The 12,355-nt window shown below is 74.9% G+C and carries 7 protein-coding genes and 2 pseudogenes; 4 read left to right on the forward strand and 5 right to left on the reverse strand.

Going from position 1 to position 12,355, the window contains the following annotated elements:
- The first annotated feature begins 127 nt into the window (after positions 1–127).
- Positions 128–1,624: a GH1 family beta-glucosidase gene (locus C1I99_RS22105; RefSeq protein WP_111136131.1), complete on the forward strand. Its 1,497-nt coding sequence runs from the start codon at positions 128–130 to the stop codon at positions 1,622–1,624.
- Positions 1,625–1,729: 105 nt separating this feature from the next.
- Here the strand turns inward: C1I99_RS22105 and C1I99_RS22110 are convergent, their stop codons facing one another.
- The 3 genes from C1I99_RS22110 to C1I99_RS22120 all read right to left on the reverse strand — a co-directional run bounded on the left by C1I99_RS22110 (position 1,730) and on the right by C1I99_RS22120 (position 6,135).
- The gene (locus C1I99_RS22110; protein WP_111136132.1) at positions 1,730–2,152 is read right to left on the reverse strand and encodes a roadblock/LC7 domain-containing protein; all 423 of its coding nucleotides are present in this window, start codon (positions 2,150–2,152) and stop codon (positions 1,730–1,732) included.
- A complete protein-coding gene (locus C1I99_RS22115) occupies positions 2,149–4,656 on the reverse strand; it encodes a sensor histidine kinase (RefSeq protein WP_111136133.1) in 2,508 nt (835 codons plus the stop codon). Before C1I99_RS22115 ends, C1I99_RS22110 begins: the two co-directional genes overlap by 4 nt.
- A gap of 99 nt (positions 4,657–4,755) precedes the next feature.
- Positions 4,756–6,135 (reverse strand): FGGY family carbohydrate kinase, encoded by a 1,380-nt coding sequence (locus C1I99_RS22120; RefSeq protein ID WP_111136134.1) that lies wholly within the window; start codon positions 6,133–6,135, stop codon positions 4,756–4,758.
- Between the two features lie 255 nt (positions 6,136–6,390).
- Here C1I99_RS22120 and C1I99_RS22125 point away from each other — a divergent pair.
- Positions 6,391–8,299: pseudogene (locus tag C1I99_RS22125) on the forward strand (chorismate-binding protein).
- An 82-nt stretch (positions 8,300–8,381) separates the two neighbouring features.
- On the opposite strand, the gene wrbA reads toward C1I99_RS22125, so the two are convergent.
- Positions 8,382–8,999, reverse strand: coding sequence for an NAD(P)H:quinone oxidoreductase (gene wrbA, locus C1I99_RS22130; RefSeq protein WP_111136135.1), 618 nt, complete (start codon positions 8,997–8,999; stop codon positions 8,382–8,384).
- Between the two features lie 151 nt (positions 9,000–9,150).
- Here wrbA and C1I99_RS22135 point away from each other — a divergent pair, with 151 nt between their 5' ends.
- Both C1I99_RS22135 and C1I99_RS22140 read left to right on the forward strand, forming a co-directional pair.
- Positions 9,151–9,651, forward strand: coding sequence for a GNAT family N-acetyltransferase (locus C1I99_RS22135; RefSeq protein ID WP_111136136.1), 501 nt, complete (start codon positions 9,151–9,153; stop codon positions 9,649–9,651).
- Between the two features lie 283 nt (positions 9,652–9,934).
- The gene (locus tag C1I99_RS22140) at positions 9,935–11,044 is read left to right on the forward strand and encodes a winged helix DNA-binding domain-containing protein (protein WP_233512639.1); all 1,110 of its coding nucleotides are present in this window, start codon (positions 9,935–9,937) and stop codon (positions 11,042–11,044) included.
- 30 nt (positions 11,045–11,074) lie between these two features.
- On the opposite strand, the pseudogene C1I99_RS35030 reads toward C1I99_RS22140, so the two are convergent.
- A pseudogene (locus C1I99_RS35030) lies at positions 11,075–12,255 on the reverse strand (ABC transporter ATP-binding protein).
- Positions 12,256–12,355: the final 100 nt, after the last annotated feature.

The raw sequence follows: 12,355 nt of genomic DNA on the forward strand, positions 1-12,355 counted from the left end.
CCCCGGCTCCCCCGCCGCGACCGCGACCCCTCCGGCGCGGCCGGCGGATGACCGGTCGCCGACGCCTGCCCTATGCTGGGAGCGCTCCCGGCTCCGGCGGTGGCCACGCAAACCACGAGGAGAACCCATGTCGATACTCACCCGGCGTCGCCTGCTCCACCGCGCCGCGCTCGCCGCCACCGCCACGGCCACCACGGCCGGCACCGGGCCCGGCCTCGCCGCCACCGCCGCCACCGCCGCGGTCGTCGGCGGCTGTGCGACCGCGACCGACGCCACCGGCACGGAGCCCAGCGGCGCCCCGTCCGGCCGGCTGCACTTCCCCCCGGACTTCGGCTGGGGCGCGGCCACGTCGGCGTACCAGATCGAGGGCGCGGCCAAGGAGGACGGCCGGGGCGAGTCGGTGTGGGACACCTTCAGCCGGACCCCGGGCCGCACCCGCAACGGCGACACCGGTGACATCGCCGCCGACCACTACCACCGATACGCCGAGGACCTCGACCTGATGCGCGACCTGGGGCTGCGCAGCTACCGGTTCTCCATCTCCTGGCCACGCATCCAGGCCGACGGCACCGGCGCACCCAACCAGCGCGGGCTCGACTTCTACCGCCGGCTGCTCGACGGCCTGCACGAACGGGGCATCGCGCCGATGGCGACCCTGTTCCACTGGGACCTCCCCCAGGCCCTCCAGGACGCCGGCGGCTGGGAGTCACGCGACGTCGCCCACCGCTTCGCCGACTACGCCGACCACGTCTTCCGGGCCCTCGGCGACCGGGTGCCGGTCTGGCTGACCGTCAACGAGCCGAAGACGGTGGTGCAGAACGGCTACCTCTTTGGGCACCACGCGCCGGGCCGGCGGGACCCGGACGCGGCGTACCTGGTCGCCCACCACCTCCAGCTCGCGCACGGGCTCGCCGTACGCGCGCTGCGCGACGCGGGCGGCGCGGGCCGGATCGGCCCGGCGTTCAACCTGCACCCCTGCTACCCGGCCGACGACTCCGCCGAGGCGGCCCGGGCCACCCGCCTCTACGACGGCTACGAGAACCGCCTCTACCTCGACTCGGTGCTGCGCGGCAGCTATCCGCAGGACGTGCTGGCCGACCTCGGCCCCGGCAGCCGGATGGCCCGCGGCATCCGCGACGGCGACCTGGCGATCATCTCCACCCCGGTCGACCTGCTGGCCGTGCAGTACTACACCCCGATCTACGTCACCGCCGACGGCGGCACCGTGCGGCGGTGGCCCACCTCCGAGGCGGAGTGGCAGCAGATCCACCCCGACGGGATGTACGACATCCTGACCCGGGTCACCCGCGACTACGGCCCGATCCCGCTGACCGTCACCGAGAACGGCCTGCCCACCCCCGACAGCCTGGCCGCCGACGGCACCGTCGACGACAGCGCCCGGATCACCTTCCTGCGCGACCACCTGGCCGCCGCGCACCGGGCCATCGCCGCCGGGGTGCCGCTGGAGAGCTTCCACGTCTGGTCCCTGCTCGACAACTTCGAGTGGGCCGAGGGCTACGTGCAGCGGTGGGGCCTGGTCTACGTGGACTACCCGACCCAGCGGCGCGTGTTCAAGCGCAGCGCGCACTGGTACCGCCAGGTGATCGCCGACAACGCTCTCTGACCGGACGCGAGCCCACCCGGCGCCGGTCGGCGGGCGCCGGGTGCGGCCGAGCCCGCACCGCCCATCCGGCCCGGGGACGCCAGTCAGCGGGCCCGGGGAGGCCGGTCAGCGGGGTAGCGCCTGCTGCAGCTCCGCCCGCAGCGCGGGGGTGAGCATCTCCCCCGCCTGCTTGGCCAGCCGAGCCATCTCGTAGCCGACCACCCCGATGTCGGCGTCGGCGGCGGCGAGAGTGGCCAGGATGGACCCGTCGCGTACCTGCATGACCAGGAAGTAGCCGCGGCCCATCTCGACCACCGTCTGCTTGACCACGTCCCCGTCGAACATCTGCGCCGCGCCCGCGGTGATGCTCATCAGGCCGGAGGTCACCGCGGCGAGCTTGTCGGCGTGGTCGCGGGGAAGGTGGTCGGAGAGGGCCACCAGCAGCCCGTCGGAGGAGACCACCACCGCGTGCGCCACCCCCGGCACCCGCTGCGCGAACCCGCTGACCAGCCAGCTCAGGTCCCGGGCCTCCTGGCTCAACGTCGTCAAAGTCGTCCCCCTTCGGTGCGCCCGCCGGCCGGCGGCATGGGTATCTCGGTCGTGTCCTCGGCCTCGGCCCGCCGGACGCCGCTGTACAACCGCGACAGCATCCCGCCGACCGCCTCCGGGTCCGGGTCGTAGCGCGGCGTCGGCTGCTCCGGCCGGGCCGAGCGGGTGACGGCGGCGAGGTGGGCCATCGGCACCCGCACGGGCAGGCCCCGGTCGTTGGTGCCGCCCGTCACCGGGACCGACGGCGGGCTCGGCGTCACGTCCCCCGCCGGCGCCGGCCCGTGGCGCGACCACCAGCCGCCGTCGGTCGAAACGGACCGTCCGGCGGCCGGGACGAGCACGTCCTCGGCCCGCACCGGGACCGCCCGGGCCTGGCGCGGCACGCCGTCCGGACGGCGACCGGCCACCGGCAGGTCATCGGGCGTGGCGGGGCCCGGCCACGCCGGGGCGGCGAGCCCGTCGGTGAGCATCCGCGTCGAGGCCGGCGGGTCCAGCTCCGCCGCTGGCGCGGGCGCCAGTAGCTGGCGTGGTAGCCGGACCCGGGCGACGAGGCCACCCTGGCCGCCGTGCAGCCGGGCCTCGACGCCGAGGCGGGCGGCCAGGTGGCTGACCACGAACAGACCCATTCGCTCGACGGTCGCGACATCCGCGGCCGGCGGTGTGGCGAGCACCGCGTTCGCCTCGGCCAGCGCGGTCGGGCTCATGCCCAGGCCCTGGTCGGCGATCTCCACGACCGCCCCGCCGGCCTCGCCCACGGCGGTGACCCGCACGGCGGTGTCCGGCCGGGAGAAGGCGGTGGCGTTCTCCAGCAGCTCGGCGAGGAGGTGGACCAGCTCGCCGATGGCGTGCCCGACGATGTGCAGCTCGACCACCGACTCGTGGCGCACCCGCTGGTACTGCTCGATCTCGGCGCTGGCGGCGAGCAGCACGGCGCTGAGCGCCACCGGCCGGCTCCACCGCCGGGTCGACTCGGTGCCGGCGAGCACCAGCAGGCTCTCGTCGTTACGCCGCATCCGGGCGGCGAGGTGATCGAGGCGGAACAGGTTCTCCAGCTGCTCCGGATCGTTCTCCTCGCGTTCCAGGTCGTCGAGCAGTTCCAGCTGCCGTTCCACCAGCACCTGGCTGCGGCGGGCGAGGTTGACGAACATCGCGTTGACGTTGCGCCGCATCGTCGCCTGCTCGACGGCGACGCTGACCGCGCTGCGGTGCACGGCGACGAACGCCTCGGCCAGCTCGCCGATCTCGTCGAGCGACCGGACCACCGCGGGCGGGACCTCGATGCCGGGCACGCCGCCGGTGACGGTGCGGAGCCGGTCGAGGGCGTCGGGCAGCTCGACCTGGGCGATCCGCAGGGCCTGGCCGCGCAGCATCCGCATCGACCGGGCGATCGACCGGCCCACCAGCACCGAGATGAGCAGGGCGATCAGCAGCACCGCGACGATCCCGCCGACCACCAGCAGGGTGGTGCGCAGTTGCGTGGTGCTCACCTCGTCGGCCTGCGTCACCGCGTCGTCGAGCACGGACGCCTCGACCCGGCGGAGCAGCTCCTGGCGCTGCTCGCTCGCCGCCCACCACTGTGTAGCGGGCAGCACGGCCGGCGCCGCTCCCTCGGCCGGCAGGCTCTGCTCCTCCAGCCGGGCGGCGGCGAGGAACGCCCGGTCCACCGAGGTCACGTCGTAGCGGCGGATCTGGTCGGTGGTCGCGGCAACCCGGAACGCCCCGAGCGCAGTGAGCTGCTGAGCCCGCAGGTCGGTCAGGATGACCTGGTCCTCCAGGCCGTACCGGCCGGCCCGGGCGGCCTCGTAGAGCTGCGACCGGATCCGGGAGGAGAGCTCCTTGACCCGGGCCAGCTGCACGTAGCGCAGCACCGCGTCGCTGAGCGCCGGCTGCTCCTCACCGGGCGACGGCTCGGCGAGCAGGTTCAGCAGCGCGTCGACGGCCCGGTGGTAGTTGCTGAGGATGGTGTCGGTGCCCAGCACCGCCGGTGGCACCGCGGCCCGGATGTAGATGACCTGCTCGTACGCCTCCAGCACCTCGGAGTAGGCCACCCGCCACGACGCGTTGGCGTGGGCGAGCGGCTCCGCGGCCGTGCGCAGCTCGCGCATGGCCTGGTCGGTGGCGGCCTGCAACGGCTTCAGCGCGGCGATCGCCGCGTCGCGGTCCGCGCCGGCACCGCTGCGGCGCAGCTCCCCCAGTTCGCCGGCGGAGCGGTCCCGTTCCTGCTGGAGCTGGTGCACCGCCATGGTGATCTGCCGGCCGATGCCGACCTGCTCGGCGAAGTCGCTCAGCGCCGTGGTCTGCCCGACCAGGGCGCGGGTCTGCACGCCGGCCAGCACCAGGAAGGCCACCGACGGGATGACCAGCACCGTGGCCAGCTTCGTGCGCATCCGCCAGTCCCGCATCCGGAACGGGGAGCGGCGCCGGTGCGGCACGACCCGGACGTCGAACCGGCGCCGGCGGTGGTGGGGCACCGCGCTGCGCGCCGGGTCCGGACCTACACCCACACCTGCCTCCTACGTACCTCGCGTCCGCCGCGAGCCGGGGAGCGGAGTCCATCCAACCAGGCCCGGGAGCTGTGTCAACGGGCCGGGACGAGGTGCGAATCAGGAGGGTGAGGGCCGCTCATCCGTCCGGCCGATGTCGGCTAGTTCGACGGCGTCGCCGATACGACCCAGCGCGATCAGTGCCGCACCGGTCGCCCCGATCTCCGGGTTGCGCTGATACCACACCGGCCGAGGGGCGAGCGCCGCCGCGAACGCCTGACGCCACCAGGGCGAGGCGGCCACCGCTCCCCCGCCCAGCACCACCTCGGCAGGTTTGTCGACGGTGGACTCCAGCACGGTGAGATCGTGGGCGACCAGGTCGCACAGGCCCCGCATCATCCCGGCCAGCATCTCCACCGCCGTGGAGCCGAAGCTCAGCCCGCGCAGCTCGCCGGAGCCGGCCGGCGCCAGGCCGGGCGGCCGGTCCCCGCCGAACCGCACGTTCGCCGGCCGGCCGCCGTCCGGCGGCACCCGCGCCAGGGCGGCATCCAGCTCGGCGCCCCGGGGCAGCCGCAGCTCACGGTCGGCCCAGGCGTAGAGGTTACCGCCGGAGGAGTAGGCCGACCCGGTCACCACGTGGTCGTGGTCGACCCGGTAGCGCCAGAGCCCTTCGGGCAGCGGCGGCGGCTCCGTCCCGGCGGGGAGGTGCTGGACCAGCCGGACCGCCGCGGAGGTGCCCACGGTCACCGCCACCCGGGCAGGGTCGACGCAGCCGGAGCCGACGTTCGACGCCGCCCCGTCGCCCACCGGGGCGGCCCACCACGCGTCGGTCAACTGCGGCCAGCGGCGGGCGTGCTCCCCCCGCAACCGGCCCCGCCACCGCATCGGCGCCAGCTCGGGCAGCTCGCCGGCGCGGGCGCCGGCCAGCGCGCAGGCCTCCGCGTCCCACCGCAGGGTGCGCAGGTCCAGCAGGCCGGTGCCGGATGCCTGCGAGATCGACATCGGCGCGGAGTCGAGCAGCTCGCCCAGCAGGTACTCGACCAGGCCGGCGAACCGGGCGATCGGGGTCGAGGTGTGCTCCCGCAGCCAGGGCAGCCGCACCGACCAGTAGCAGCGGTGCCACCAGGTGCCGGTGCGCTGGTGGAAGCCGTCCGGGTCGGCCGGCCCGGCCACGCCGGGCAGCGGGTGCGGGCGGGTGTCCAGCCAGGTCAGCACGGGCCCGAGCGGGGCGCCGTCGGCGCCGAGCGGGAGCACCGAGTGCCACTGCGCCGAGGTGGCCACCAGCTCGACGTCGCGCAGGTGCCCGGCGACGGCCAGTTCGTCCAGGCACTCGACCAGGCAGGCGAGGTAGCCGACCCCGTCCAGGACGCCGGTGCCGTCGTCGTGGACGACGGGGTCCACCCTGCGCCGGGCCAGCGCGCCGGGCAGCGGACGGGCGTCGGCGTCCAGGACAAGTCCGCGTACCGAGGAGGTGCCCAGGTCGAGAGCGAGAATGTTCATCGCGGGTCAAGGTACCCGGCACGCGCCGCCGGGAACCGCGCCGCGCGCCCCGTACGCCCGATCGGCTTCCGCCCGCGACGCCGGCCGCGTAGGGTGGTCGCATGCTCGCGCACCTGTCCAGCTGGTGGCCCGCCGACCCGGCGGCCACTCCCCGCGCGTAGCTCAACCCACGCGGCCGCCGTCGAGGCGGCCGCCGGTCTCGCTCCCGGCCCTCCGGTCGCCCCGTCGGCGGCCCCGGCCCCGAGGAGAGACCCGATGACCCACCTGCCCGAACTGCTGGCCACCATCGCCGCCGGCGGCGACCCCGGCCCGTTCGCGCTGGTCCGGCGCGAGGGCGCCGCGCACCTGGAGCTGTTCACCGGCACGGTACGCGCGGTGCCGCGGCTGGCCGACATCCCGCTGCCCGACGGGGTTCCCGGAGCGCGCACCCTGGCGCTGGTGCCGTACCGGCAGGTCGGCGAGCGCGGCTTCGCCTGCGTCGACGACGGGGTCCCGCTGGAGTGCCTGCTGATCGACCGGCACGAGCGGGTCGGGCTGGCCGCGGCGCTGGCGGCGCTGCCCGACCAGCCGGTGGTCACCGCCGACGCCGGGTTCGACGTCTCCGACGACGAGTACGCCGCCACCGTCGGCCGGGTGCTGGCCGAGGAGATCGGACGCGGCGAGGGCGCCAACTTCGTCATCCACCGCACCATGCGGGCCACCGTGCAGGGGCCGCCGCTGGTGGCCGCGCTGGCCGCGCTGCGCCGGCTGCTGCTGCGGGAGCGGGGCGCCTACTGGACCTTCGTGGTGCACACCGGCGACCGGATCCTGGTCGGCGCGAGCCCGGAACGGCACGTCAGCGTCGACGACGGGCTGGTCATGATGAACCCGATCAGCGGCACCTTCCGGCGCGCCGGCGGACCGGGACGCGCTACTGCGCTTCCTCGCCGACCCGAAGGAGGTCGAGGAGCTGTACATGGTGCTCGACGAGGAGCTGAAGATGATGGCCACGGTCGCCGAGCACGGCGGCCAGGTGGTCGGCCCGTACCTGAAGGAGATGTCCCACCTGGCGCACACCGAATACCTGCTCGCCGGCCGGGGCACCAGGGACGTGCGGGAGGTGCTGCGGGAGACGATGTTCGCCCCCACCGTCACCGGCAGCCCGATGGAGAACGCCTGCCGGGTGATCGCCCGGCACGAGCGCACCGGCCGGCGCTACTACGCGGGGGTGCTGGCCCTGCTCGGCCGCGACGACGCCGGCCGGCAGACCCTGGACGCGCCGATCCTGATCCGCACCGCCGAGATCTCTCCCGCCGGGGAGCTGCGGGTGCCGGTCGGAGCCACCCTGGTCCGGCACTCCACGGCGGATGGCGAGGTGGCGGAGACGCACGCCAAGGCCGCCGGGGTGCTCGCCGCGCTGGGCCGCGGACCGGAGGCGCCCGCCCCCGGCCCGCGGCCGGCGGCCCGCCTCGCCGACGATCCCGAGGTACGCGCCGCGCTCGCCGCCCGCAACGCGCCCCTGGCCCGGTTCTGGCTGGACCAGCGCGCGCCGGACGCGCCCGGCCTGCCCGGGCTCGCCGGGCGGCGGGCGGTGATCGTCGACGGGGAGGACACCTTCACCGGCATGCTCGCTCATCAGCTCAGCGCGCTGGGCCTCACCGTCGAGGTGCGACCCTGGCATGCCTGCGGGGACGTGGACGGCCACGACCTGGTGGTGGTCGGGCCGGGTCCGGGCGACCCGGGCAACACGGCCGAGCCGAAGATGGCCGCGCTGCGGGGACTGCTGACCGGGCTGCTGACGCGCCGCCGGCCGACTCTCGCGGTCTGCCTGGGCCACCAACTGCTCTGCGGCCTGCTCGGGCTGCCGCTGCACCGCCGGGAAGCGCCCTACCAGGGGCTACAGCGGGAGGTGGCGCTCTTCGGCGCCCGGCGCCGGGTCGGCTTCTACGCCACGTTCACCGCCCGCGCCGGCGCCGACCGGCTGGCCACCCCGCACGGGAGCGTGGAGGTGGCCCGGGACGCGGCGGACGGAGCGGTGCACGCGCTGCGCGGCCGGGGCTTCGCCGGGGTGCAGTTCCACCCCGAGTCGGTGCTCAGCCCCGACGGCCTGGCCGTCCTGGCCGACCTGCTGCGGGATCTGCTGCCAGCGCCCACGGCGGAGCTGACGGCGGCCGAGCGGGCATAGCCGCCGACCTCGCGGGCAGGGGTAAGGACGACCGGCGGTCGGGACGGCACGAGAGGCCCGTCCGGACCGCCGGTCGCCAGGCTCAGCCGGCCAGGCCCTTCTTGAGCGCCGCACCGATCTGCACCGCCCGCTTGGCGGTGAGCGCGGTGGCCGACCGGGCGACGTGGTCCGGCGCGACCTCCCCGTTGTTGCTGGTGTGCGAGGCGCCGTAGGGGTTGCCGGCGACGAACTGGCTCGGGTCGGTGTAACCGGGGGTCACCACGATGCCGCCCCAGTGGTAGAAGACCGAGAACAGCGAGGTCAACGTCGTCTCCTGCCCGCCGTGGGAGGTGGCGGTCGAGGTGAACGCCGAGTAAACCTTGTTGGCCAGCACGCCCTGCGCCCAGAGCGGGCCGGAGGTGTCGATGAACTGCTTGAGCTGCGCGGCCACCAGGCCGTAGCGGGTCGGGGAACCGAAGATCACCACGTCGGCCCAGGAGAGGTCGTCGAGCTGCGCCTCCGGGACTTCCTGGGTCTCCAGGTGGTGCGCCTGCCACCCCGAGTTGGACCGGATCGCCTCGTCCGGCGCCAGCTCACGCACCTTCCGCAGCCGTACGTCGGCGCCTGCCTCGCCGGCGGCCTCGCACGCCGCCTGCGCCATCTGGTAGGTGATGCCGGTCGCGCTGTAGTAGATCACCGCGACCTTGATCTGGGCAGCCATCGGATGTTCCCTCCTCAGTACGGGTCAGCTCCGGCGACTACCCGGTACTTGCACCGGCAAACGGCGTCCGCCGCCGCCGGCGGCCGGGCACGCCGTCGGGCCGCCGCCCCGCACACCGCCGCGCCGGCTGCCCGGATGGCATGCTCGACGGGTGGAGATCAGGAACGCGACCGCCGCCGACTGGCCGGCGATCTGGCCCTTCCTGCGCGAGATCGTGGCCGCCGGGGAGACCTACACCTGGCCGCGCGACGTCACCGAGGAGCAGGCCCGGGGGATGTGGCTGGTGCCGCCGCCGGGTCGCGTCGTGGTCGCCGTCGACGCCGACGCCGACGCCGACGGTACGGTGCTCGGCTCGGCGAAACTGGTGCCCAACCAGCTCGGGCCGGGCGACCACGTGGCCAACGCCAGCTTCATGGTCGCCCCCGCCGCCGCCGGGCGCGGGGTGGGTCGGGCGCTCGGCGAACACGTGCTGACCCTCGCCCGCACGGAGGGCTACCGGGCCATGCAGTTCAACGCGGTGGTGGCCACGAACGTCCGGGCGGTGGCGCTGTGGCGCTCCCTCGGCTTCGCCGTCGTCGGCCGGGTGCCGGAGGCGTTCCGGCACCCGAGCCAGGGCCTGGTGGACCTGCTGGTCATGCACCGGCGCCTGTGAGCGGATAGTTGCCGCTGCTCAAGATTTCCGCAAGTTCCGATGGAACGCGCTGCCCGGCGCGGCGCCGGCCGGGATCCTGGTCACACCGGTGCCGGCGGCCCCGCCGGCGGCAGCGGCGAACCTGAACGGGGGATCGCGCTCCGCTGGCAACGGCGCTGGCGTAGCGCGATCAGGGGCTCCTCCCAAGCGCTGACCTGGGCGTCACTGCCGCCGCCCGGGCGGGTGGCGGGGCGATGTCGGTGGTGGGTCCTAGGCTGGCCCCGACCCCGGACCGAGGAGCCCGATGGTGGTGGAGTTGACCGGGCGCGAGGCGCTCGCGCTGCGGATGACCAGCCTGCTGCTGCGCCCGCACCCCACCGCCCGGTCAAGCTCGGTGGCCGAGGTGGTGGCGTGGTTCGGCGCGATGCAGGCGCAGGACGCCGCCAGCGGCATGTGGTCGCTGGGGGCACGGCTGCCGGGGCTGAGCCACGCCGACGTGCACGACGCGCTGGAGCGGCGGGAGGCGCTGCGCACCTGGCCGATGCGAGGCACCATCCACCTCGTCCCGGCACGGGACGCCCGCTGGATGCTGGAGCTGACCGGCGTGCGCTCGCTGGCCGGCGCGGCGACCCGCCGGGCGCAGCTCGGGCTGGCCGAGGCCGACGCGGCCCGGGCGACCGAGGTGCTCGGTGAGGCGCTGGCCGGCGGCGGGCGGCTCACCCGCGCGCAGTGCCTGGCGACGCTAACGGCGGCCGGCATCGACACCGGCGGCCAGCGCGGCTACCACCTGCTGTGGTACGCGAGCGTGCGCGGCGTCACCTGCCTCACCCCGAACGTCGGGTCCGCGCAGACCTTCGCCCTGCTCGACGAGTGGGCGCCGGCGCCGCACCGCCCCGACCGGGACGAGGCCCTGGCCCTGCTCACCCGCCGCTACGTGCGCTCACACGGGCCGGTCACGGCCCGGGAGTTCGCCGGCTGGACGGGCCTGACCCTCACCGACGCGCGCCGGGGCTTCGCCGCGGCCGGCGCTGCCCTGGCCGCGGTGCGGGTCGACGGGGAAGAGGCGCTCGTCGACGCCGCCCTGCTGGACGCGCCGCGCGAGCCGGTCGACGACGTGCTCGCACTGCCCGGGTTCGACGAGTACCTGCTCGGCTACAAGGACCGGTCGCTGATGCTCGACCCGGCCCACAAGGACGCCATCGTGCCCGGCGGCAACGGGGTCTTCCAGGCCACCCTGGTGCGCGCCGGGCGGGTGGTGGGCACCTGGAAACGCACCGTCGGCCCCGACCGGGTGACGGTGACCGCTCGCCCGCTGGTCGCCGTCGATCCGGCGCAGCGGGTCCGGGTCGAGCGGGCCCTGGGCCGCTACGCGGCCTTCCTCGACCGGGACCTGCGAGTCGACTGGCCGGCCTGACCGGCGGCGGCGCGCCGCCGGCCCGGCGCGTCAGTCGGCGAGGGCGCCGGCCGCCCGCCCCTCGTGCAGGGTGAGGTTACGGCCGTCGGCCGGGTCGAACAGGTGGATCTTCTCCAGGTTGAACCAGATCCGCCGGGTCTGCCCTTCCTGCACCGGCGACTCCGCCGACAGCCGGGTCACCAGGCTGGCCCCGCCGCCGGTGAAGTCGGCCCCGGCGTCGGCGGCCAACTCCTCCAGCTCCGCGGCGCTGGCCCGCTCTCCCTCGACGGCGAGGTAGACGTACTTGTCCGAGCCCATCGACTCGACGATCTCCACCGGCGCCTCGAACTGCGTACCCCGGCGGCGGGTGTCCTCGTCAATCAACTCCGCGTCCTCGAAGTGCTCCGGCCGGATGCCGAGGATCAGCTCACGCGGCGCGTCGGCGCCCGCCAGCTGGCGGCGTACCCGGTCACCGATCGGCACGTCACCCAGCGCGGTCCGCAGCCGGCCGCCCTCCACCACGGCGTGCAGGAAGTTCATCGCCGGCGAGCCGATGAAGCCGGCGACGAAGAGGTTGCGCGGGTGGTCGTACAGCTCCTGGGGCGGGCCGACCTGCTGCACCGCGCCGCCCCGCATGATGACCACGCGGTCGCCGAGGGTCATCGCCTCGGTCTGGTCGTGGGTGACGTAGACGGTGGTGGTGCCGAGCTGCTTCTGCAGCCGCGACACCACCGTCCGCATCTGCACCCGCAGCTTGGCGTCCAGGTTGGACAGCGGCTCGTGAACGCCTTCGGCTGGCGGACGATCGCCCGGCCCATCGCCACCCGCTGACGCTGGCCGCCGGAGAGGTTGGCCGGCTTGCGGTCCAGCAGCGCGGTCAGCTCCAGGACCTTCGCCGCCTCCTCGACCTTGGCGTTGATGGTCTCCTTGTCCAGCTTCGCCAGCCGCAGCGGGAACGCCATGTTCTCCCGGACGGTCATGTTCGGGTAGAGCGGGTACGACTGGAACACCATCGCGATGTCCCGGTCGCGGGGCGCCTTGTCGTTGACCCGCTCGCCGCCGATGCGCAGCTCACCGGAGCTGATGTCCTCCAGCCCGGCGATCATGTTGAGGGTGGTGGACTTCCCGCAGCCGGACGGGCCGACCAGGATCACGAACTCGCCGTCGGCGATCTCCAGGTCGACGTCCCGCACGGCGAGGGTGCCGTCCGGGAACTTCTTGCACTCCCCCACATCCCCCCGTTGATCATGAGGTTTGCCGGGCGTTTTGCCCGCTTCGGCGCCGCCAACCTCATGATCAACGATTGCGGGGGGTGTGGGGTGGGAGGTGCGC

It is taken from the genome of Micromonospora deserti, from assembly GCF_003236335.1.
In the GTDB taxonomy this organism is placed as follows: domain Bacteria; phylum Actinomycetota; class Actinomycetes; order Mycobacteriales; family Micromonosporaceae; genus Micromonospora; species Micromonospora deserti.

Excerpts from the sequence above, each read along its gene's own strand:
- wrbA (WP_111136135.1), bottom strand. The coding sequence starts at position 8,999 with ATGGCTGCCCAGATCAAGGTCGCGGTGATCTACTACAGCGCGACCGGC.
- C1I99_RS22140 (WP_233512639.1), top strand. The coding sequence starts at position 9,935 with ATGGTGGTGGAGTTGACCGGGCGCGAGGCGCTCGCGCTGCGGATGACC.
- C1I99_RS22120 (WP_111136134.1), bottom strand. The coding sequence starts at position 6,135 with ATGAACATTCTCGCTCTCGACCTGGGCACCTCCTCGGTACGCGGACTT.
- C1I99_RS22105 (WP_111136131.1), top strand. The coding sequence starts at position 128 with ATGTCGATACTCACCCGGCGTCGCCTGCTCCACCGCGCCGCGCTCGCC.